General features: G+C 70.2%; 21 protein-coding genes. 2 read left to right on the top strand and 19 right to left on the bottom strand.

What is annotated here, in order from left to right; translation table 11 throughout:
- Window positions 1-17: 17 nt before the first annotated feature.
- From GA0070616_RS21735 to GA0070616_RS21705, 7 genes are all read right to left on the bottom strand, one after another.
- Window positions 18-2,093 carry a serine/threonine-protein kinase gene (locus GA0070616_RS21735; protein ID WP_217628219.1) on the bottom strand — a complete coding sequence of 692 codons (2,076 nt, stop codon included), beginning with the start codon at window positions 2,091-2,093 and terminating at the stop codon, window positions 18-20.
- Window positions 2,094-2,248: 155 nt separating this feature from the next.
- Complete coding sequence (locus GA0070616_RS21730) at window positions 2,249-3,907, bottom strand: S1 family peptidase (protein WP_245713010.1); 1,659 nt, start codon at window positions 3,905-3,907, stop codon at window positions 2,249-2,251.
- Window positions 3,908-4,044: 137 nt separating this feature from the next.
- Window positions 4,045-4,437, bottom strand: coding sequence for a YybH family protein (locus GA0070616_RS21725; protein ID WP_091091346.1), 393 nt, complete (start codon window positions 4,435-4,437; stop codon window positions 4,045-4,047).
- Window positions 4,438-4,523: 86 nt separating this feature from the next.
- Window positions 4,524-6,074: a hypothetical protein gene (locus tag GA0070616_RS21720; protein WP_091086307.1), complete on the bottom strand. Its 1,551-nt coding sequence runs from the start codon at window positions 6,072-6,074 to the stop codon at window positions 4,524-4,526.
- On the bottom strand, window positions 6,071-6,613 hold the full coding sequence (locus GA0070616_RS21715; RefSeq protein WP_091086303.1) for a hypothetical protein: 543 nt from the start codon (window positions 6,611-6,613) through the stop codon (window positions 6,071-6,073). The genes GA0070616_RS21720 and GA0070616_RS21715 overlap by 4 nt, the downstream gene beginning before the upstream one ends.
- A gap of 236 nt (window positions 6,614-6,849) precedes the next feature.
- Complete coding sequence (locus GA0070616_RS21710; RefSeq protein WP_245712855.1) at window positions 6,850-7,263, bottom strand: hypothetical protein; 414 nt, start codon at window positions 7,261-7,263, stop codon at window positions 6,850-6,852.
- A 121-nt stretch (window positions 7,264-7,384) separates the two neighbouring features.
- Window positions 7,385-7,948 (bottom strand): ArsR/SmtB family transcription factor, encoded by a 564-nt coding sequence (locus GA0070616_RS21705; protein WP_091086298.1) that lies wholly within the window; start codon window positions 7,946-7,948, stop codon window positions 7,385-7,387.
- A gap of 64 nt (window positions 7,949-8,012) precedes the next feature.
- Between GA0070616_RS21705 and GA0070616_RS21700 the strand changes: the two genes are divergently transcribed.
- Window positions 8,013-8,582, top strand: a complete 570-nt coding sequence (locus GA0070616_RS21700) for a dienelactone hydrolase family protein (protein WP_091086293.1) — start codon at window positions 8,013-8,015, stop codon at window positions 8,580-8,582.
- A gap of 132 nt (window positions 8,583-8,714) precedes the next feature.
- Here GA0070616_RS21700 and GA0070616_RS21695 read toward each other — a convergent pair whose 3' ends face one another.
- The 10 genes from GA0070616_RS21695 to GA0070616_RS21655 form a co-directional block, all read right to left on the bottom strand.
- A complete protein-coding gene (locus GA0070616_RS21695; RefSeq protein ID WP_245713009.1) occupies window positions 8,715-10,373 on the bottom strand; it encodes a ribosome-inactivating family protein in 1,659 nt (552 codons plus the stop codon).
- A gap of 419 nt (window positions 10,374-10,792) precedes the next feature.
- The gene (locus GA0070616_RS21690) at window positions 10,793-11,530 is read right to left on the bottom strand and encodes an AMP-binding protein (RefSeq protein ID WP_175440161.1); all 738 of its coding nucleotides are present in this window, start codon (window positions 11,528-11,530) and stop codon (window positions 10,793-10,795) included.
- 66 nt (window positions 11,531-11,596) lie between these two features.
- Window positions 11,597-12,397 carry a putative protein N(5)-glutamine methyltransferase gene (locus GA0070616_RS21685; RefSeq protein WP_091086281.1) on the bottom strand — a complete coding sequence of 267 codons (801 nt, stop codon included), beginning with the start codon at window positions 12,395-12,397 and terminating at the stop codon, window positions 11,597-11,599.
- Window positions 12,394-13,122, bottom strand: coding sequence for an LLM class flavin-dependent oxidoreductase (locus GA0070616_RS21680; RefSeq protein ID WP_281188616.1), 729 nt, complete (start codon window positions 13,120-13,122; stop codon window positions 12,394-12,396). Before GA0070616_RS21680 ends, GA0070616_RS21685 begins: the two co-directional genes overlap by 4 nt.
- Entirely contained in the window at window positions 13,065-13,439 is a 375-nt protein-coding gene (locus GA0070616_RS29215; protein ID WP_091086277.1) for an LLM class flavin-dependent oxidoreductase, read from the bottom strand. Before GA0070616_RS29215 ends, GA0070616_RS21680 begins: the two co-directional genes overlap by 58 nt.
- Window positions 13,440-13,488: 49 nt before the next feature.
- Window positions 13,489-13,635, bottom strand: a complete 147-nt coding sequence (locus GA0070616_RS28300) for a hypothetical protein (RefSeq protein ID WP_175440160.1) — start codon at window positions 13,633-13,635, stop codon at window positions 13,489-13,491.
- A 57-nt stretch (window positions 13,636-13,692) separates the two neighbouring features.
- Window positions 13,693-14,142 carry a cytochrome P450 family protein gene (locus GA0070616_RS21670; RefSeq protein WP_091086273.1) on the bottom strand — a complete coding sequence of 150 codons (450 nt, stop codon included), beginning with the start codon at window positions 14,140-14,142 and terminating at the stop codon, window positions 13,693-13,695.
- Between the two features lie 116 nt (window positions 14,143-14,258).
- On the bottom strand, window positions 14,259-14,705 hold the full coding sequence (locus GA0070616_RS21665) for a cytochrome P450 family protein (RefSeq protein ID WP_091086270.1): 447 nt from the start codon (window positions 14,703-14,705) through the stop codon (window positions 14,259-14,261).
- A 348-nt stretch (window positions 14,706-15,053) separates the two neighbouring features.
- A complete protein-coding gene (locus GA0070616_RS21660; protein WP_245712854.1) occupies window positions 15,054-16,346 on the bottom strand; it encodes a hypothetical protein in 1,293 nt (430 codons plus the stop codon).
- Window positions 16,347-16,501: 155 nt separating this feature from the next.
- The gene (locus tag GA0070616_RS21655; protein ID WP_091086262.1) at window positions 16,502-17,746 is read right to left on the bottom strand and encodes an IS256 family transposase; all 1,245 of its coding nucleotides are present in this window, start codon (window positions 17,744-17,746) and stop codon (window positions 16,502-16,504) included.
- A 409-nt stretch (window positions 17,747-18,155) separates the two neighbouring features.
- Between GA0070616_RS21655 and GA0070616_RS21650 the strand changes: the two genes are divergently transcribed.
- Window positions 18,156-18,920, top strand: a complete 765-nt coding sequence (locus tag GA0070616_RS21650; RefSeq protein WP_245712853.1) for a tyrosine-type recombinase/integrase — start codon at window positions 18,156-18,158, stop codon at window positions 18,918-18,920.
- A gap of 273 nt (window positions 18,921-19,193) precedes the next feature.
- Here the strand turns inward: GA0070616_RS21650 and GA0070616_RS27740 are convergent, their stop codons facing one another.
- Both GA0070616_RS27740 and GA0070616_RS21640 read right to left on the bottom strand, forming a co-directional pair.
- Window positions 19,194-20,420: a tyrosine-type recombinase/integrase gene (locus GA0070616_RS27740; RefSeq protein ID WP_139128962.1), complete on the bottom strand. Its 1,227-nt coding sequence runs from the start codon at window positions 20,418-20,420 to the stop codon at window positions 19,194-19,196.
- 4 nt (window positions 20,421-20,424) lie between these two features.
- The gene (locus tag GA0070616_RS21640; RefSeq protein WP_091086252.1) at window positions 20,425-20,856 is read right to left on the bottom strand and encodes a helix-turn-helix domain-containing protein; all 432 of its coding nucleotides are present in this window, start codon (window positions 20,854-20,856) and stop codon (window positions 20,425-20,427) included.
- Between the last annotated feature and the right edge of the window lie 95 nt (window positions 20,857-20,951).

Raw genomic sequence — 20,951 nt, 5'->3', positions numbered from 1 at the left:
CGTTCCAGGTCGGTCGTTCACCATCGGGTCCGTGGCCGGACCGCGTTCGCCCGGTCGATCAGCACGTTGTGGTCCTCGGCGTGGTGCGCCTGCTGGGCGAGGGCCCGGTACGACCTGCCCAGCAGTTCGCGGACGCCGCGCTCGGTCGGCGGCTCGCCGAACAGCGGGCCCCGGGCCAGGTCGGCGGCGTCGGCGTCGGCGGAGGACCGGACCAGGTCGAGCGCCACCTCCCGGATCGCCGCCGTCAGCCGGTCGCGGGCCTCGCCGTGCCGCTCGCCGCCGTCGAGGTGCAGGGTGGCCAGCCGACGCACGGCGTGGTTCAGCTCACTCGCGGTGGGCAGCCCACCGGGCAACCGGGACGAGAGCACCCGCACCGCGGCGATCCGCGCGGTGTCGTGGTGTCGGGACAGTGCCGGAACCTCGTCGAGGATGGCCACGGCTCCCGCACGGTCGTTCGCCCCCAACCGCAGCCGGGCCAGGCCGAAGGCCGCACCGGCCTGGAACGCGTCCCGCCGCCAAACCGCGGCGTAGTAGCGGGCCGCGACCGGCGCGTCGCCGTTGCGTTCGGCGCAGTAGCCGAGCGCGAGCTTCGGGGCGATCTCCCCCGGGATGTCGGCGTAGACCGCATCGAACTGGCGGGCGGCCTCGTCGATCCGGTCGCCGGTGAGCGCGAGCAACGCCCGGTGCCAGGCGAGCCGCCAGTCCGCGTCCGCCCGCACGTCGAGGATCCTCGCGGCGGCGGCCAGCGCGGCGGCGGCCGAGCGGGGGTCGGCCAGTTCCAGGTGGGCCCGGCACCGGCTGAGTTCGACCTCCACCGACGTCTGCACCACGGTGGCGAGCTTGTTGAGCAGGCTCTGCGGGTCCGGCGCCTCGACCGTGCCGAGTTCGCCGGCGGCCGGATCGTCGGGGTCGGGGCGCGGCACCGGCAGACCCAGCGCCACCAGCCGGGCGGAGGGGCGACCGTCGTCCCACACCGCGCGGTCCTCCTCGGCGATCCACGTGTGCAGCGGCGGGACCAGCCCGAGGCCGGCGTCGAGCAGCCGGGCGGAGGGCAGGAAGAGCGAGACCGGCTCGGGCTGCTGCCGATCCGGTCCACCGGAGAGGATCTCCCGCAACACGCCCAGAAGCTGTTCGGACATCTCGCCGGCGGAGGCGAACCGGCGGTGCCAGTCGAGGTGGGTGGCGCGGGCGACGAGACGCCGGAACGACTCGACGCCCAGCGCGTCGTGCGCCGCGCCGGGGGTGTCCGGTCCGGGGGTACGGTGCCGGAACAGCTCCGCCAGCGTCTTGCCGAGGGCGAAGAGGTCGGAGCGCGCGCTCGCCCCCTGGGTCTGGAGTTCCTCCAGGCTGACCAGGAAGTCCGGGGAGCCGACGAGGCCGGCGAAGCCACGGTCGTCGCGGCGGACCCCACCCAGGTCGATCACCTTGATCCGGTCTGCGGTGCGCATCACGTTGTCGGGTTTCATGTCCGTGTAGAGCAGCCCTCGCCGGTGCAGGTAGTCCAGCGCGGCCAGGATCTCGTGGCCGTAGGCGAGGATGTGGTCCAGCGGCAGCGAGACGTCCGGCTGGGCCGGGTCCTTGGCGGCGGTCAGCAACCTGCGCAGCGACATGCCGTCGAGGTAGTCCATCACGATGTAGCCCGTCGGACCGGCGACCGGGTCGTCGTGGGTGGCGAAGTCGATGCTCCGGACGATGTTGGGATGGTCGAGCGAGTTGAGGAACTGCCGTTCCTGGACGGCCGCCGCGAGAGCCTTCTCGTCGTTGGCGTGCAGCACGCCCTTCAACGCGACCTCGATGTCGTCCTGGTGGCCGTCCCTGGCCAGGTAGATCCAGCCCTGACCGCCCCGGGCCAGGCAGCGAACCACCTGGTAGCGGTCGGCGACGACATCGCCGGGACGCAGGCCGGGCAGGAAGCTGAACCGGGTGCGGCAACGCGGGCAGGAACCCTCGTCCAGACCGGGACGCCCGGCCCGGCTCCGGCCGACCGGGTGGCCCTGGCCGCAGAAGCGTGCCTCCTCCGGCACCCGCAGCAGGTGCGTCGTCGCCCGGTCCGGAGCGAAGGTCAGCACCGGCAGGGAGACCAGACCGGCCACGGTCCAACTGTCCCGTAGCATCGCCCGCGAAGCCGCCGCCGGCCGCTGCGGCCCGCCGCCGGGGACCGACGTCCCGGCCTGCAACCGCCCACAGTGATCGCAGAAACCGGCCCCGCCGACGGTGCCGGTGCAGCCCACCGTCCGGGTACAGCGTCTCAACGGTCACCCCCTCGTCGCTCGGCCTCGATCCGGTCGACGACCGCCTCGCTGTAGCGGCGCACCGCCGCCTCGGCCATCACCAGGTCACACGGGCCGTCGAGGAGCAGCTTGTGCGCTTTCCGGTGGATCGGGCTCAGTGCGGGTTCCTCCGAGAACCCGTGGTGGACCGCCATGGCCAGGTAACCGGCAAGCCGACCCCGCAGGTCGGACCAGCTCCGGTGCAACGCGACGAGCCGTTGCCGGACCGACTCGGCCTCGCGCAACGCCCGGTCGGTCGCCCGCTCGGTGGACGCCAGCCGGTCGGCCAGCGTGTCGTCCACGGCGTCGCCGGCGATCGCGGCGCGCAGCGCGGTGAGCCGTACCCGCAGCCTGGTCGCCCGGTCCGGCACCGGCGGCACCCCGGCGACCCGCGGGGCGACCGCCTGGTACGCGAGGCGGGCCGCCGCCTCGGTGCCCTGGAGACTGGCGACACGGCTCGCCAGCAGGGCGAGGCGGAGCATGACCGACTCACCGCGGAAGGTCAGCAGCATCCGCAGGTCCCGCGCGGGAGCCTGGTCCACCAGGGGCAGCACCACCTCGGAGAGCAACTTCTCGGGCTCGTCCGCCTCGTCGATGTTGTTGATGATCAGAGCGCGCGGCGGCGGGCCGGCGGCCGGCCCGGTGGTGGTGCCGTCGAACACGCCCGCCCAGTCGGCGATCCGCTGGGTGATGTCTCCCGTGCTCCGGCCGGCCGCGTCCACGGCCAGGTCGATGCTGCCCACGGGCGGAGCGCCGGGACCGTCGTCCGGGCCGTCGTCCGGGCCGGTGGAGGGGCGGAACTCGCGACTGGAGTGCACAGCGACGCGACGCACCGCCGCAGCGGTGCCGGACCCCGGGTGGACGGTCACCATGACCAGCACGTTCGCGGGTAGCTGACGGTCGAAGAAGGCCACGAGCCGGCGGGCGACCGACAGGTCGACCGGAGAGTGGTCGGGCACCAGGAAGTCGAGGTCGATCGATGGCTCGCCGGGCACCCGGTCGCGCAGCGACGGGAGGTGGTTCAGGATCGCCTCGACCGGGATCATCCAGGACAGCCCGCCGGCCGGGCCGACGGCGACGGCCTCGTCTCCGTAGGTGCTGACCACCATCCCGACGACGTGACCGGTGAGCTCGTCGACCACCGCTGCGCCGCTGAAACCCTGGATGATCTGGGGACCGGTGGCGAGGGAATCCATCTGGACCCGTTCCCGTCCCGCACCGGACGGCCCGGCGAGCCTCGCTCTGACGTACGCGCCGTGTTCCAGCGTCTCCGGGAAGCCCTGCACCAGGACGCGGCGACCCCAGGGGCGCACCCGCCGCAGCGGCGCGAACGGACCGTGCGCCAACGGCACCGCCAACTCAAGCAGCGCGACGTCTCCCCGCCCGTCTTCGGTGGGTGGCACCCAGCAGTCCGGCACGACCCGGGCCGACACCGTCGGAGCGCCCGGTTGGCCGACGAGGTCGACGCCGACCGGCCACGTGGGCACGCCGTCGAGGGGTTCGGTCCCGCCAGCCGCACCGACGACGTGGGCGCAGGTCAACACGTGCCGTTCGTCGATCGCCATGCCGGTGCCGAGCACCGCCCGATGTGGACCGAGGATGCGGACCGGCCACGGCTCACTGCCATGGTCGACCATCACCTTGCTCAGGGTAATCGATCCGATACCGCATCCGCTGCCCTCGATCCGGTGCAGTTCACGCACCCCGAGTCGGACTTCCGACCCTGCGGACCGCTACCGGTCGGCACCACTGTGGAGCTCCCGGTCGAATCCGGTCACGCCCCGTCCGGCGGGTCGGCCGGCTGCTGTCCCGGCCAGAACGGCCACTCCTCGAACGACCGGCACCGTCCGTCGTCGGCGAATCGCATGACCCACAGGTCGCGGTACTCCTGGTCGACCGGATCGCCGTAACGGACCTCGTGGCGCGACACCGCGGTGTCACCGTCGACCGCGACGATCTCCCTGGTCATCTGGAACACCTCGTCGGGGCCCTCGCGCTGCTCCTCCCACATCCGGGCGATGGCCGGCAGGCCGACGACAGGCGTCCAGTACGGTCCCTGTCGGTAGCTCGCGTCCTCGGTGAAGATCGTGACCAGCGCATCCGTGCCCGGCGTCCGCCATGCCTGCTCGTAGGCCGCGATCCAGGCGTCGACCTGCTTCCTGTCCATGACACCACCCTGCCATCCGCCGGGGTGGCAGGCGGCGGCCCCGGCCAGCGCGCCCCGACCTTCGCGTACAGACGGCGACGAGCAGGTCAGGGCGGACAGCCCGGTGGCCGGGGCCACCGCTCCGCCTCCGGGTCGGGCCGGTAGCCCGGTGGCCGCTCGGCTGGGGGGCGGCGTGACGGCCCCGAGGGCGGAGGCTGCGGAGGCTGCGCACCGGACCAACCCGGACCTGGTGGTGCCCCAGCCGGTGCGGCCACAGCGGGTGGGGCCGCACCGGGTACCGGTGGTGCGGGCGGTAACGGTGCTGCGGGCGGTAACGGTGGTGCGGGCGGCGCCGGTGCTGCGGGCGGTAACGGCGGTGCCGCTGCCACGCCGGGTGGCAGGTGCCCCGCGGCCTGCGGGGCGGAGACCGACGCCGCCGCTCGGGGCCGCCAGAGCTGTCCCCCATCGACCAGCGTGCGAAAGTCGAACTGACACTTCGAGCAGGTCCGCAGCGCGGTTTCGGCACGTCGGTCGCCGCACCGCTGGCAGTAGGTCACCACCGTCTCGTCGGCGTCCATGCCCTGACAGCGGGGGCAGGCGAAGTCCGGACCCTTGCTGTTGAGCTGCACCAGCCGGCCGGCGAGCACGTAGGGCGTGATCAACCCGCTGATGCTGGTGGCCAGGTCCCGGGTACGCCGGGTGCGCTCCTGCAGGCGTTCCATCTCCGGATTGGTGACCTTCTCCAGCCGGCAGGTGGTGCAGGTCCGCAGGGTCCGCACCGGCAGTACGCCGCGCAGCCGCGCCTGCTGGTACAGGAAGGTAACCGCGGGCACGTCCGACGACTCCACGGTGATTCGGTCGGCCGCACCGGCCGCGTTGGCCGCGTTGGCCGCCAGGTGCTCCTCGACCCGGAAGACCAGCGACTGCACCTGCGCGACGAGGTTCGGCGGCATGCCGCCCGGCCGGCTGACGATCAGCGTGCCGACCATCAGCATGCCGTCGGCCAGTTCGGCGGGCACCTCGGCGACGGCGTCGGCCGTCTCGAAGGTGAAGGTCGCGCCGCCGGTACGGGTGACAACGGCCTGCCGTTGCGCCTGCCCACCGCCGTCGAGCAGACGCCCCGCGTGCCGGGAGAGGGCGGCCTGCGCTCGGTTGACCAGACCGGCGGCGTGCTGCATCACCGCCACGTCGCCCGGGCCGGTCTGCCGCCACCACGGTGCGAACGAGGTCGCAGCCGCCGGATCGAGCCGCCCGAGGACGGCGTCGAGCGTACTTAGCACGGACTCGAAGAGGCCGACGTACACCGAGGTCACGCCCCAGTTTCGTCCCGTCCTGCCGGGCCAGCGATCGACCAGCAGCACAACCACCCGTACTCCCGGGCCGTCGGCCTCGAAGGTGATCCGCAGAGTGACCGGCACCTGGGTCTGCGAGAGGGTGACGCCCCCGAGACGGGAGCCACGGACCGCCTCAAGGAGGCTGAACTGCTCGGTCTTCAGCTCGAAGGCGAGTTCACGGACGCTGCGCAGCAGCTGCTGTCGCGCCACGCTCGGTGCGGCACCCAGCCGCCGCTCGGTGCCCGCGGCCAGCCGGCCAGGCTCCAGCCCAGCCGCGACGGCGGGCGGTGTGGTGCCGGTTCCACCGGCGTCGGCCCAGCTCATTCCGCTACGTCGAAGGAGGTGCCACTGTCGTAGGAGGTATCGCTGTCGAAGCTGGACACAGTCGTGTCGAAGCCGCCTCCGGCGTCGTAGGCGGTGGTGGTCTGGTATGCGTCGGTGCCGCTGGTGGCCCAGTCGATCTCGGCGGTGGCGGTCTCCAGGTGGTCGACGGCGGCGGCCGAAGAATCACCGGCCACCGTGTAGTTACTCTCGGCGATGGCCGCGTGGTCGGCCGCCAACGCCATGGCACCGTCGGCGATCCCGGTGTTGCCGGCCGCAGCGTTCTCCTGGGCGTAGTCGACCCAGTCCTGGGCGGAGGCGGCCCAGTCGGCGCTGCTGTCCGTGTGCCAGTTCGACCAGTCCTGGTCACTGACCGCGCCGTTGATCTCGTTCTCCACGATGGTCGCCGACGGCTCCGGCAACACCGCGGGGGTCTCCGGCACCGCCGCCGTGTCGAAGGCGTCGACGGCGTCAGCCACGGTCGTGTCCACGACCGGAGTGTCGGTGCTCAGATAGTCGCCCCAGCCCGAGTCGGTACTCATGCTTTGATCCCCAGATTCTGCTGACGTCGCGGCAAACGGTCGTCGCCCGAGCGGTCCGAACGACGATCAGCACTGTCCCACGCCCGCGCCAGGGCCCGCACCGCCGTGACGGGTCCGGCGGGAACCATTACGCGAGGTCGTGCCAGGGCGCGGCCGACCGCGCACGGTTGCTGTTGTCAACATGACGACAGTTGACGTCCGAGGGATCGCCTCCGCGCGGTGACTCGCTTCTTGACCTACGGGCGGTACGCGTCGACGCCGTCGGGCGTTCCACGCCGTGCGGCTAGATGGGGAAGCGGCCGCGTCGCCAGCGCCAGTGGCGGCCGGCCTTGAGATGCCGCCAGGCGGGGCCACGTTCGCGCGGTAGCGCAGGACCGGGCGACAGCCAGCCGTGGCCTCCGAGATCGGCGCGGACCAGCGCGATCGAGCAGCCAGCGTAACTCCGGGGTCCACAGCGGAGAATCGGCGTCGGGCCGACCCGCCATGATCTCGTTGGCATCGTCCGGCAGCACCGCGAGCCGGTCGAGGATCGCGGGCGCGTCAGCCTTGGCGGGCAGCGGAGCCGACGGCCGGTCGCCGGCGAGCCGGTGCACGCGGTCGACCTCCTCGACGGGAACTCCGAGCCGGGTGGCGATGTCGTCCAGATCCACGCGGAGACCCTACCGACCTGCGGAGTCACCGCACCATGTCCGATCGTGTGACCACTCGCAAGACCCTGCCGACGACCTCCGAGGGCATCGGGTTGAGCACGGTGGGTGGCCGGTGGGTGCATCACTGCGCCGTCGGCAGGGTCGGGTGGTCGGAGGGATAGATGCCGATGGCGAACCCGTACATGGTCTCGCCGGACCTCGGCATCCGGTCGAACTCATCAACCAGTTTCGCCATCCGGTCCCAGAACTGGGAGGCCTGATCCTCGGAGATGCGCGCATGCCGGATGAAGCCCCAGAGCTTTCCCTGCTCGAACGCCTTCGCGGACTCGCGTGCAGCCACCTCGAAGTCGTTGAAGTCGCCCGGCATCTGTTCGCCAGCGGGTGACGGCTCCGCTGCCACGTGGAACAGGCGCGCGGTGCGCCCGTAGAAGCGCTCCTCGATCGCCCGCACCTTCCGCGTACGCACCACCTGGAGCAGGCCGTTGCGGGTGAGCACGTCCACGTGGTGCGCGACGGTGCTCTTGGGGCGCTCCACTGCCTCGGCCAACTCGGTCACGGTCGCGGCCCGCTCGTGGAGGAGCTGCAGGATCGTCGTACGGAGCGGATGGCCGATGGCCTTGACCTGGTCCGGTCTGGTCAGCGCGATCCGATCGGCCAGCTCGTAGTCCGGAGGGTTGTCTGCCATGGCACCACAGACTAGCATCACGGAACGTTCCAGAAACTTCGATCGTTCGCGGGGGTTCACTGTCATGACCCATGTGCTGCTCTACCACCACATCCAGGGCCTGACCGACGGGGTCCGAAGCTTCGCCGACAGCCTGCGACAGGTCGGGCACACCGTGCACACGCCAGACCTGTTCGACGGCCGCACGTTCGACAGCATCGAGGAGGGATTCGGATTCGCCCGGAAGGTGGGGTTCGACGCGATCCGGGAACGCGGAGCCGCCGCGGCCGACGAATTCGGCACCGGGCTCGTCTACGCCGGATTCTCCTTCGGCGTGACGATCGCCCAGCGGCTCGCGCAGACCCGACCCGGTGCCCGCGGGGCACTCCTCATAGAGTCCTGCCTCCCGGTCGCGGAGTTCGGAGAGACCTGGCCCGAGAGCGTGCCGGTGCAGATCCACGGCAAGGAGGGCGACGAGTTCTTCGACGAGGACCTGCCAGCCGCCCGCGAACTCGCCGGCTCCACGGCTGCCGCCGAGCTGTTCGTCTACCCCGGCGACCAGCACCTCTTCGCCGACTCCTCGCTCGACGCATACGACCCCGAGGCGTCCGCGCTGCTCATGGAGCGGGTGCGGGCCTTCCTCGCCGCCGTCTGACCGTCGCCGCCCAACTGACAGAACGCGAGGTCGCGTCCGGGGCGGGGTGGGGCGCCCGGGTGGGTGGTCGTGGTTTCGGGTCGCGTCCACGGGAGTCGTCCGCAATTCGGTGGCGGCAGCGTAACCTGCCGGTCACGGGCCCGACAGAACCTCGTAGAAGTCGTAGACCAGTTGGACCTGGTTGTCGTCCTGCGTGGCGACGAGGTGCCGTTCGTCCCCGCAGAAAGTGCCGACCGGGGCGAGCCGGTCGTCCGGGTTGTTGTCGTGTTCCTGCACATCGAGGTAGAAGCAGGGACGTGCGTCCACGTTGACCCGGGTGGGTGCCGGCACCTCCGGCACGACGAAACCCACCGGCACCGTCGGCACGTGGCTGGAGTGCGGCTGGTCCCAGATGGCCCGGAACGGGCCGGCGCGTCCGGGGTCGACGCCGACGATGCCGTAGGGCTCCGGGTCGCCGCCTTCCCCGGGGTTGACGAAGGAGATCGTGGTCACGTGGTAGAGGTAGTCACGGCCGGCGACGTCGCAGGTCGGGACGGCGATCCAGGACAGGCATGCTCGCACGAGCCGCTGGACCGAGTAGTAGAGGTAGACGTTGCCGTCTGGCCCGGAGAAGGTGATGGTGCCGCCGGTTCCGCAGGCGAAGTTGACGGTGGAGGTGAGGTTGTCGTCGCCGTTGGTCTGGTCGGATTCCCGGACGGTGGCTTCGAAACAGATCGGCCCACTCGCACTGTCGACCACCAGTCGAGCGTCGGGGAACACGTTGTTCACGTGGGGAATGTCCTGGTTGCCCTGCTCCCAGACAACCATCGGCCAGTGTTTGTCACTGTGGACCTCGATGACCCCGTACGGTTCGAGATCCGGTCCGGCGTCACCGGGGTTCTCGAACGACACCTGCGTCACGGTTACCAGGAACCGTCCACCGGCCACCGAGCAGTCGTCCGCAGCGCTGACGGCGGTCGTGGTTCGCCACGCGTTCCGGTCGCAGTTGAGGTGGTGCACCACCATGAGAGCCGCCAGGATGTCGGTCAGCGCCGTGTAGACATAGCCGTCGCTGACCCGCAGGGGCGGGAGCCCCGAGTTGTTGCTGGAGTTGAGTTCCTGCCACGCCCGTCCGGACAGGGCACCCCAGTTGTTCTGCAATTCGACCAGACCGGCACCCGGTGGTGCGTACTCGTCGTAGTGGTGGACGAGGTGCTCGTAGAGCGGCTGGAGCCGGGCGGCCTCCAGGGCCATCTCGATGATCACGACCGCGTGCTTGTAGTACGCCTCGAGCGCCGCCGGATCCTCGCAGAGGCTCTCCAACGCGTTCTTCAGCATTCCGCCGCCCAGATCCAGCTGCGCCCGCTTCTCCGCCGGATACCCCAGGTCCTGGTACGAGTACGACTTTCCCAGGCTCTTCTGCGTCGTCTTGCTGTCACGCGCGAACCCGTACAGCTTCAAACCGTTGTCCGGTTTGAAGGAGAAGTACGTGTTGCCCTTGGTGCGGTACCAGCCCATCAGGTAGAGGTCGGACCGTCGGATGACCAGCTCCACGACGCAGTTCGTGGATGCCTGCAACTCGACGGAGAAGTACCCCCGAGCGTCGGTGCTGTCCGGCTTCGGCTGCGGAGTCACCGGTCTGTTCAACCTGGTGTCAGATGACGATTGTCTGCGAATTGCATCAATCAGGTTCCGATACTCCGTCACACCTCCGGAGATGACGTCGAACTTCCCGATCGCCGGCGGGGCGAACCCCCCGCCGGCGGCCGTCGCGACGGACCCGCCACCCGGCGTGACCACGAGTGTGACCATCACCAGTGCCACCACCACCACGACGCCGATGACTCGCCGTCGAACCGACCCGTTGGCCCCGTACCGTCGCACCCGTGTCATGCCTTCACCCATCAATCGACTTATCTCGATCTCGAAGCGTACGGGCTGTCGCCGTACCCGACTGTCTGGTATGAGGCGCCGCAGTGTCGGGAATCCTCGGAGAGGACACCACATGACCTTCACGGCATCGGGACCAGAGGCAGTGCATCCGGCGCCGCCAACCGCTCGACCCGGCGCCAGTCACGCCGTCTGTCCTACGGGAGCGGCTGCTCAGGGCACCCACCGGGCGCGAAGCCGACCGACCCGGACCTTGAACAGCGTCGCGGCGAAGAGATCCGCCCCATGCCCCGGTCCGGGTGGGAAGCAGGTAACCCAGCACCAGCCGGCTGACCTTATGCTCACCGATGACTGTCAGTACCGCCGCCGCGTCGAAGCCATGATGCAGCACGACGAGGCCGCCGGTGACGACGGTGTCGTCGGCCGACGATCCGCCGGAGTGCGTCAGCGGTGCGGTGATCAGCAGGGTGACCTTCTGACCGTGCGCCGCCTGTGCCTGCGCCGTCTCGTTCTTGACCCGGAAACTCCAGCTCACGCCCTTCGGCCCGGCCGGTTGATCCACTGGTGAACGTCACGACGGCGATGTCACCTTCGCGCACCGCGGCCGGGTCGAGGGCGTCGGCGGCGGTGAGGTCGACCGTGTCCCCGGCAGCCCAGAGCACGGCCACGAGGGGTGCCTCGGCGAGTGGCTCACACAGTTGGCGGGCCCGCTCCACGTTGGCCGTGTCGACCGCCAGCATCGCCGGCCGGGTCGAGGTGAGGATCTCGCGCTGAACGGTGAGCGGCAACTCCTCGTCGGGGTTGACCGCGTTGACGCCACGGATGTGGACCACCGTGGCGCCGAGCAGGTTGGCCGCCCAGCGCAGCCGCAGGTCGGCCGCGGTGTTGGGATCAGTCAGTACGGCGACGAGGCTGCCGGGCCCGATACCGTGCCGGTGCATCACCGGCGCCGCCGTCTCCACCGCGGAGGCGAGGACTCCGGCATGCACAGGCTCACCGCGCGAGATGAGAGCAGTGCTGCCGGGGTCCGAGTGCAACGTGGCGAGGATCTGGCGTACGTGGTGTTCGGGATGTGGCAAGGTGCTCCTCCAATGCCGACGCCTGACCCGTCTGGTCAGGAACGTGACGGCGGGGAGCGTCGTGCCCTATCCCCCGGGTTGACTGACGTGTGGGCGTCGCCCGATGGCGACGGTGCAGTACCACTCGTCGGACGTGGCGGTGTGCGCCTCCAACCCGTGGGCCGACATCGCGGCGGCTGTCAGGGCGGCCTGGCTCTCGCCGGTCTCGATGAGCAGGTGCCCGCCGGGCGCGAGCCACCGCGCGGCGTACTCGGCGACCCGGCGGTGCACCTCGACGCCGTCGGCGCCACCGTCCAACGCCACCCGGGGTTCGTGCTCGCGTGCCTCGGGTGGCATCATCGCGACCTCGTCGGTGGGCACGTACGGGGCGTTGACCGTCAGGACGTCCACGGTGCCACGCAACTCGGCCGGCAGGGCGCCGTACAGGTCGCCCTCGTGGACCTGACCACCGATCGGCTCGACGTTGCGGCGTGCGCACCGAACGGCGGCGGGCTCGACATCGGCAGCGTGCAGCCGGAGGCCGGGCACCCGGGACGCGACCGCGACGCCGATCGCTCCCGTACCGCAGCACAGGTCGACCACCAACGCGCCGGGAGACGTGACGGCCACGGCCTGCTCCACCAGGTAGGCGGTGCGCTGGCGGGGCACGAACACACCGGGATCGACGGCGATGCGCAGACCACAAAAGTCGGCCCAGCCGAGGATGACCTCCAGCGGCTCGCCATCCACCCGCCGCCGGGTCATGGCGGCGAGTTCCTCCGGCGTGCGGGCGGCCTCGACCAGCAGGTGAGCCTCTTCCTCGGCGAAGACGCAGCCGGCGGCGCGCAGCGACAGAACGGTGGCCCCGGCGGGGTCTGTGATGGTCATCGTGGGGCTCCCGTCGTGGTGGCGGTGGTCAGGGCGGCGCGGACCGCGGGCACGACGTCGCGGCCGAGAAGTTCGATGGTGCGGGCGACGTCCTCGAAGGGCAGCCCACCGGCGTCGACCTGCAGCAACAGCCGATCCTGGCCCAGCAACCGGTGTTGTTCCGCCATCTTCTCGGCAACCTGCGCCGGGTCCCCGCCCAGCAACGCCTCCGCACCGGCGGCGTGCCGGTCGAAGCCCTCCCGGTCGAGGATGATCCGCCCGCGCGAATGCAGGTCGAGGTACTCCGCGCAGTACGGGTAGAACGCCTCGGCCTGGCCCGGCTCCGGTACGACATACGCCTGACTCGTGGTCGCCACCCGCAACGCGGCCGGATCGTGACCGTACGAGGCCGCCGTCCCGCGGTACGCATCGAGGTTCTCGGCCAGCCGCACCGTGGACCCCGGTGTGACCGCCGTGACCACGGGCAGCCCGAGCGAGCCAGCGCGCACCAGGCTGCCGCGGTTACCGCCGGCACCGACCCAGACGGGCAGTGGTCGCTGCACCGCGCGGGGGCCGACCCAGGAGCCGAGCAGCGGCGCCCGGTGCGCACCCTGCCAGCTGACGGAGGACTGCCGAGTGATCTTCAGGAGCAGGTCGAGATGGTCGGTGAACACGTCGTCGTAGTCGTTCATGTCGTATCCGAACAGGTCGAACGGTTCGGGGAACGCGCCGCGCCCGACGGTGATCTCGGCCCGGCCGCCGGACAGCGCGTCGAGGGTGGGAGGCCCTCGTAGACCCGCACCGGGTCGAGGACTCCGATCAGGGTGGTGGCGCTGGCGAGGCTGATGCGGCGGGTGGCCCGGGCAACAGCGGCCAGCACCACGGCGGGCGAGGACACCTCGTAGTTGGGGTGGTGGTGCTCCCCGACCGCGAAGACGTCGAGGCCGGCCTGCTCGGCGAGCTGCCCGAGCCGCACGATGCGACGGATCCCCTCGTCGGGTGCCACCGAGCCCGCACGCGGATCGGAGGTGAGGTCTGCGAGGCTGATCAGCCCGATTTCCATGAAACTGCCTCAGAGGGACGGCTATGACGACCCACCGTATCGTGGGTCGTCACGCCCGGTTCAGCTGCCTCCTCAGGTCCTCCAGCAGGGCGGGGACCAGCACGAGGTCCCCGACCGGGCCGAAGACGTGGTAGTCGGGGGTGGACCAGGACCGCGGCGGTGCCGAGCCCGGCCAGACAGCCGAGCCGTCGCTCACTACCTGACGGGCAGGTCGTGGAGACTGAACACCGGCGTACGTGTGCGCAACCGAACCTCACCGAGGGGCACGTCCAGCGCCACCCCTGGCAGGCCGGTGACCAGGGTCCGCAGTGCGATCGCCAGCAGGGTACGGGCAGAGGCGCTGCCCGAGACAGATGTGCACGCCGTAATCGAACGCGAGATGCCCGGAGGGGTCCCGGCTCAGGTCGAGCAGGTCGGTGTGCGGGAAGCGGGCCCCGTCGCAGTTAGCGGGCGGGAGGGATCTCGTGACGGTGTCACCGGAACGAATCAGGTGGCCGCCAACCTCGACGGCGTTGTCCATGCCGGTCCCCGCGGCGCAGGCGGCAAGAAACGCGTCCAGCTGTTTCCGGTGGTGCGCGAGCGCCAGGCTGGTGGCCGCCAGCGCCCCCTCGCAGGTGGTGAGGCCGGCCGCGATGACGACGCGGAGCATGTTGGTTATCTCCCGGTCGGTGAGCCCGGGCACGGCCGTCAGCCGGCCGATCATCGAGTCGCCGGGGTCAGCGCGCTCCTTCTCGACGCAGTCGCGCAGGTAGAGGAAGGCATCCTTCGACGCGGCACGTTCGTCCTCGACAGGAACGGCGTCGTCGTTGGAGGTCTCGGTCAGTCGGGCGAGGATCGCCCCGCCCTAGTCCGACACGCCGAGCAGATCGTTGAAGACCCGGCGGCACAGCGGCTGTACGTAACCGCGACGAGATCGGCGGGCGGGCCCAGCGTGCGCAGCGCGGTGAGCTGCTCCGCGGCTGCCACCTCGATGCGCTCACCGAGCACCGCTACCCGATGCGTGGTGAACTCGCCGGCCAGCATGGCACGATAGCGCTTGTGTTCGGGCGGGTCCGTGTGGATCAACCTGCCCGGGATGATCGGCATCGGCGGGAAGGGTTGGCCCTTCTTGGTGACGGGAAAGTGCGCCGAGTGGAAGTTGTGACTGAAAGCCGGGCTGCTCAGGACCTCCTTGGCCGCGTCGAGCCCCGTCGCCAACCAGCCGACGTGCCCGTCGGGATAGACCATCCTGGGCAGCGGCTGCTCTGCGCTCAGGTCGCGCAGCACTGCCGGAGGGTCGAAAGCATCCGTGCAGTCCTAAATATCCAGGCACGTGATTGGTTCGGACATGTCGAACCCTTCCTCGAGCCCACGGGCGTCACCCGGACGAATCGACGCTAGAAAAGCGCATGCCGCCCGCCATCCCCCACTCTGGTAAGTGCGCCACGCACCCGTTGTTCCACCGTCATCGATGCATCTGGTCTTCGCGCACACGGGAGGTCGGAACCTGGCCACGATCCGGCCTCGTGACGCCGTCGGCAAGGCCCGACGCCGAGTCACCGCGGAGCTAATCGCTGACCTCGAACGGGTCTACCGGCCCGCCCTGAGTCAGGGTGACGTGCATTGCGCCCGCTGTCACAGGCCGGCTCCGTCGAGGATCCGGTACATCCACACGACCGGCAGCGCGTCGCTCGCCGCCGCATTCGCGACGACGTCAGCGTCCCCATCGGTGAGCAAGACCTGTAACAGCTCTTCGTCCAGTCCCGGGTGCTCCGCCGCAGCCCGGCGCACGTGCGCATCCGGGTCGGCGGTAAGGCGGGCGAGTAACGGCCGCGGCAGGTTCGTGTCGTGCAGGGCCAGCCGGCGAACGCGGGCGTCCTCGGCGTCGGTGAAGGTGGGCAGCACTTCGCGCGGGAAGTTGGGATGCTCGACCATTCCCGGGCGGAACGGGCCACCGTCGCCGTGTTCGCGGACGAGGCGTTCCAGCACCGCCGGGGGTACGTCCGGGCGCATGGCCGCGTAACGGCGTACTCGCCAGTCGCAGTCGGCGTCAAGCCGCTGCCATGCCTCCGGTGGTAGGTCCCGGCTCCGGGCAAGGGCTCGGCGGAACACCACGTGCGGGGACTCGAGGTACGCCAAGCGGTCCGGCGGAGGCTCCTCGCACACCCAATCGGGCTCGAGAAAGTTCCACTCCAGCGCAACTTGCGCCTCGACACTGCCGGCCTTCGACTCCTCGGTCAGCTGCGCGTAGAGCCGGTCGCGGGTCTGCGTATCAACGAGCCGGTGCTGCGCAATGTTGCCCCGCACCCCGGGATCGGCATCGGCCACCAGCCGCGCGACCGCCTCGGCTGGCAGTGCGGGGTTTCGCGCCGCGGCCTGGCGAACCTCCTCGTCCGGATCCATGGCTAAATCCATACCAAGTGCGGGTGTCAACTGCGCATAGCGGGCGACATGTGCACGAGTGGCCGGATCGGCCAGACACCTTGGCTGCAGGTCCATCGGCACGGATGGGTGCCCTCGGCGAACCGCAGCCGCCCGAACCGCCGGTACCGCGTCGGTCAAGAGCGCAACATGGACATCAGCGGGCCGCTCCCACCACGCGTCAGCCACGGCGGCACGGACAGCCGGATCCGGATCGGCAGCCAGTAGCGCCCGTGGCCGACCGAGCGCCTCCTCGAGATCGTCGATAGGCAAGGAGACAGCCCGTTCAATCATCGAGCGGACGAAGTCCAAGTGAGCGTCGCGGATGCGCGCATCGGAATCAGCCGCGATCCGCCTTACAACCGCCGACGAGACCCGACTCCGACGCAGGTGCAGCACTGTGGATGGATCACGATGCGCCAAGATCTCGACAGCCACCGGATCCAGCAACATGCCACGCCGCCACGACATCTCGTGCGCCGCTCGTGCGTGACGTGCCAGCCGCACGAGGACATCCTGAGGCGCCCGCCGATTACGCGCCAACCCCCGCAGCTTCGCCACTCCGCCATCGGCCACACCACACGCTAACCTGAGCGAGGCGATACGAGGGCGCGTCCGCGCGAGTGGTGTAAGAGACGGCCATCGCGTGATCCGGTCTGATGTCATGCGGCGATCGGGGTGGGGTCGGGCTGGTCGGTGTCGTGTTGGTCGGTGTTGATCGCGACCATGCGGGCTTTGGTGAGGAGTTCCAGGCCCATGTAGCGGCGGCCTTCGGTCCATTCGTCGGTCTGCTCGGCCAGGACGGCGCCGACGAGGCGGATGATCGCTGGTCGGTTGGGGAGAATCCCGACGACGTCGGTGCGGCGGCGGATCTCCTTGTTCAAGCGCTCCTGCGGGTTGTTCAACCAGATCTGGCGCCAGATCTCACTCGGGAAGCCGGTGAAGGCGAGCAGGTCGTCGCGGGCGGCGTCGAGGTGCTCGGCCGCAGCCGGGAACTTCGCCTCGATCGTGGCCACAACACGCGGGAACTGGGCCCGGACGGCGTCGGCGTCGGGCTGGTCGAAGATCGTGCGGACCAGGGTCGCGATCCAGGGCTGCGCCGACTTCGGCACCTTCGTCAGCAGGTTGCGCAGGTAATGGGTCCTGCACCGCTGCCACGATGCTCCGGGCAGGGCCGCGCCGATGGCGGCCACGAGGCCGGCGTGGGCGTCGGAGATGACCAGACGGACGCCGGACAGGCCGCGGGCGGTCAACGACCGCAGGAACGCCAGCCAGCCGGCGCCGCCTTCAACGGAGGCCACGTCGAGGCCGAGGACTTCACGTTGTCCGTCGGCGTTGACCCCGACAGCGATCAGCGCGTGGACGTTGACGGTCCGGCCGGCTTCGCGGACCTTCATCGTCAGGGCGTTCATCCACACGAACGTGTAATGCCCTGAGTCGAGGGGCCGGTTGCGGAACGCCTCGACCTGCGCGTCGAGGTGGGCGGCCATCTCCGACACCTGCGACTTCGACAGCTGCCGGATCCCGAGCTGCTCGACGAGTTTCTCCACCCGCCGCGTCGACACCCCCAGGAGATACGACGTCGCCACGACCGACACCAGGGCCTGCTCCGCCCGCCGCCGATGCGTCAGCAACCAGTCCGGAAAGGAACTGCCCTGCCACAGCTTCGGGATTGCCAGGCCGATCGTCCCGGCCCGGGTGTCCCACTCCCGCTGCCGGTAACCATTGCGGGAGTTCGCCCGCTCATCGCTGCGCTGCCCATAGCCGGCGCCGCAGATCGCGTCCGCCTCGGCGGACATCACCGCCTGCGCGAACGTCCTGATCATCGCCTGCAACACATCCGGCGACGTGTCCGCGATCTGCTCGCACAGCAGGTCAACAGGGTTCACACTCTCAGATGCGGCCATCGCGCATCACTATCCTTCGCTCGATTAAGACGTTTCCGACCCGACCCGGAGGCAGGCTGCGTCGTTCCTGGCCGAGACGGAAACGGCGATCAGTCGGGGTGGCTACGTCGACCCGCACGCTGGTCGCCTGCTGTTCGGGAGGTACGCGCAACGGTGGCGGGAGTCCCGCAACGACGAGCTGACCACTCGTGCCCGAGACGCGTCGATCCTGCGGACCCACGTTCTGCCGCGCTGGTCGGACGTGCCGCTGTCCCGCATCGATCACCTCGCTGTTCAGCACTGGGTCACGGACCTCGGCACCCGCCGTTCCCCGGCTACCGTCGCGGAGTGTTACCGGCTGCTGTCGGCTGTTCTCCGCTCGGCCGTTCGTGATCGGCTCATCGGCACGAATCCGTGCGAGGGCGTCAAGGTGCCGTCTCGGCGGAAGAAGGCCACCGACGGGCACGTCCTGTCCCGTGCGGATCTGGTCGCTCACCTTCTCCCGGCCGTTCCCGACCGGTATCGCGCCCTGGTCGCCCTGGCGGGCGGAACCGGTCTGCGGTGGGGCGAGTGCACTGGGCTTCGTTGGGAGTCGCTCGACCTGGCCGCGAAGACCGTCGAGGTGGTCCGGGTCGCGGTGGAGGTAGCCGGCACGGTGACCATGAAGCCCTACCCGAAGTCGCGCGCTGGTCGGCGTACCGTCCCGGTGCCGGACTTCGCCGCCGAGCTGCTGACCGCCCATCGTGAGGTCTTCCCCGCCGGCCCTCGCGGTGAGGTCTTCACCAACTCGTCCGATGGTCCGCTGCGCCGGACGTTGTTCCGGGCTCGCGTATGGCGGCCGTCCTTGGTGCGTGCCGGGTTGCTCGGGAACGTGGACCGGCTGGACCACTTCAAGTGGCGGGGGCGCTGGGTCGACTCGGAGGGCGTCGAGTGGTCGGCGGAGTTCACCACCGAACGGGAAGCGGTCACACACGTCGCCAAGATGGCCTCGGGCGGTCTGCGTTTCCACGACCTGCGGCACTCGTACGCGACCGAGCTGGTGTCGCGGGGAGTTCCGGTCAACGACGTCCAGGCGGTGATGGGCCACGAGAAGCCGTCGACAACGCTGAACCTCTACACCCACCGGTCGGACGGACGGGATCAACGCATCCGTGACGCGTTCGCTGACGATCCGCTGACGCCCAACGACAACTGACGATGGAATCAGCAAGAGGCACCCTCTTCCCGAGGGTGCCTCTTCTGGCTATTTCGATGGTGGGCGATACTGGGATCGAACCAGTGACCTCTTCGGTGTGAATGAATGCCCGGCCAAGGCCCTGACCTGCCGAAACAGGCCCTGACCTCGGTGGACCACCCGACGAGACGTAGGCAGTTTTACGCGCTTTCAACATGGCATCTCATGATCGTGACTCACCGCTGACTCATGAGCCGGGGCGTTCTCCTAACTTGGGAGCAACTGGTAGCAGCGTTAGGAGGAAGCTGTCCGGGCCCGCCGGAGAGCGTCGCGGGCCCGCTCGAACCGGGCCTCCCCCGCGTGCAGGTACCGCTGCGCCGACCGCAGGTCCTCGTGCCCCATCAACGCCATGATGTCGTGCACCGGCACACCCTCGTCGGCGAGCCGCGTACCGAACCCGTGACGCAGATCGTGCGGTGTCGGCTGCGGGTCGGCCAGCTCGGCGCCGGCGACCGCCGCCCGGTAGGCGTGGCCCTTCACCTTCGGCCGCTCCGGCAGACCCCGCAGCGCCGGCGTCCACACCCGCCGGTGCCAGTTCGAGTACCGCAGCGCGTCGCCTTTCTCGCTGGTGAACACCAGCCGCGTCGGCCCACCCTTCGGGAACACCCCGGTCACCTCCACCGCGGCGAGCTTCGCTGCGGCGATCCGCTTCACCAGCTGCTCCCCGTAGGTCACGGTCCGGTTCCCGGCGGTGCTCTTCGCGTACGGCCGGCAGGTGCCGTCGCGCTCCATCACCCACGCAATGTGGATGCGGTGCTTGCGGGTGTCGATCATCTCCGGCGGGATCGCCGCCGCTTCCTCCCAGCGCATGCCGGTGTCGGCGATCAGCTCCACGAACAGGCCGGCGTCCACCCTGCCGAAGAACATCCGGTCGAGCGCGTCGACGAGCCGCCGCTCCTCCCCCGGGTCGAGAATCCGGTCGACGTGGGCGCGGCGCTTCGGCTTCTTGATGTTGCGAGCCGGGTTGTCGCGGATCAGCTTGCCCTCGACGGCCAGGTCCAGGACCGCGCGGAGCACTCCGACGGCGCCCTCGATGGTGGCCGCGCCGACGGGCGGCTTGCAGCCGCGGCAGGTGTCGCGCTTGCGGCAGCTGGGCTTGTGGGTGCTCTCCATCTCGACGACCCACGCGGTGACGTCGGGTTTGAGTATCGACCCGACGGGCGTGCCCGCCCAGCGGGGGGCGACGTGCACCCGCCAGTGCGACTCGTCGCGCCGCCGGCTGGCCTGTTCCAGCCGGCGGCCGGTGGCACCCCACTTCTCCCAGCACTCCCCCACGGTCTTCTTGCCGGCGCGCGGGTCGATCCAGTCGCCGCGGCGGATGTCGGCTTCCAGGTCGGCGGCCCACTTGGTGACGGCGCCCTTGAGCCGGTCCGTCTCGGTGACGCGGTCGGGGTCGCTGCCCTTGGGCAGCCTGACGGTGGCTGCCCACAGTCCGGAGGGCAGCTGGCGAATCCAGGCCATCGCCCTACATCCCCTTGGCCTGGTTGACCCACCAGCGGACCTCGTCGACGTGCCGTTCGGCGTCGCGGGCGCGTAGCTCCTGCAGGCGCTGAATCATGCGCTGCTGAACGCGGGGCGGAACGTCGGCTTCGAGGATGACGCGCATGGCCGGGTCGTCGGCGGCGATCTGGGGGGTAGCGCTGGCGGTGGCGATCTCGGCGGCGTCGTAGAGACCGACGCGGACGAGCAGGTCGGCAGGCTTGATGTGCAGGGCGCGGGCGACCTGGCGGAGGCTGTCGTCGGAGACGTCGGTCGTCTTGGTGAGCCAGCGGCGGACGGTCTTGTAGGTGACGCCGACGAGCTTGGCGAAGGCGCTGGTGTTGCCGTTGGCCTCGTCGCGGATGAGCTGGGTGACGACGGCGGCCCATGCCTCGCGGTCGACGGTGCGCTCTGCCACCCCGTCACCGTAGCGGACATGCGTGTCCGGGCGGGATAGGCGGCTGCCTCGGAATGCAACCAGCAGGGGTGGTCGGGGTGGTTGCGGGTGGCTCC

The organism is Micromonospora nigra (assembly GCF_900091585.1).
Lineage (GTDB): Bacteria > Actinomycetota > Actinomycetes > Mycobacteriales > Micromonosporaceae > Micromonospora > Micromonospora nigra.
The sequence above is the reverse complement of the archived record's forward strand: the minus strand, read 5'-3'. Positions and strand labels throughout refer to the sequence as shown.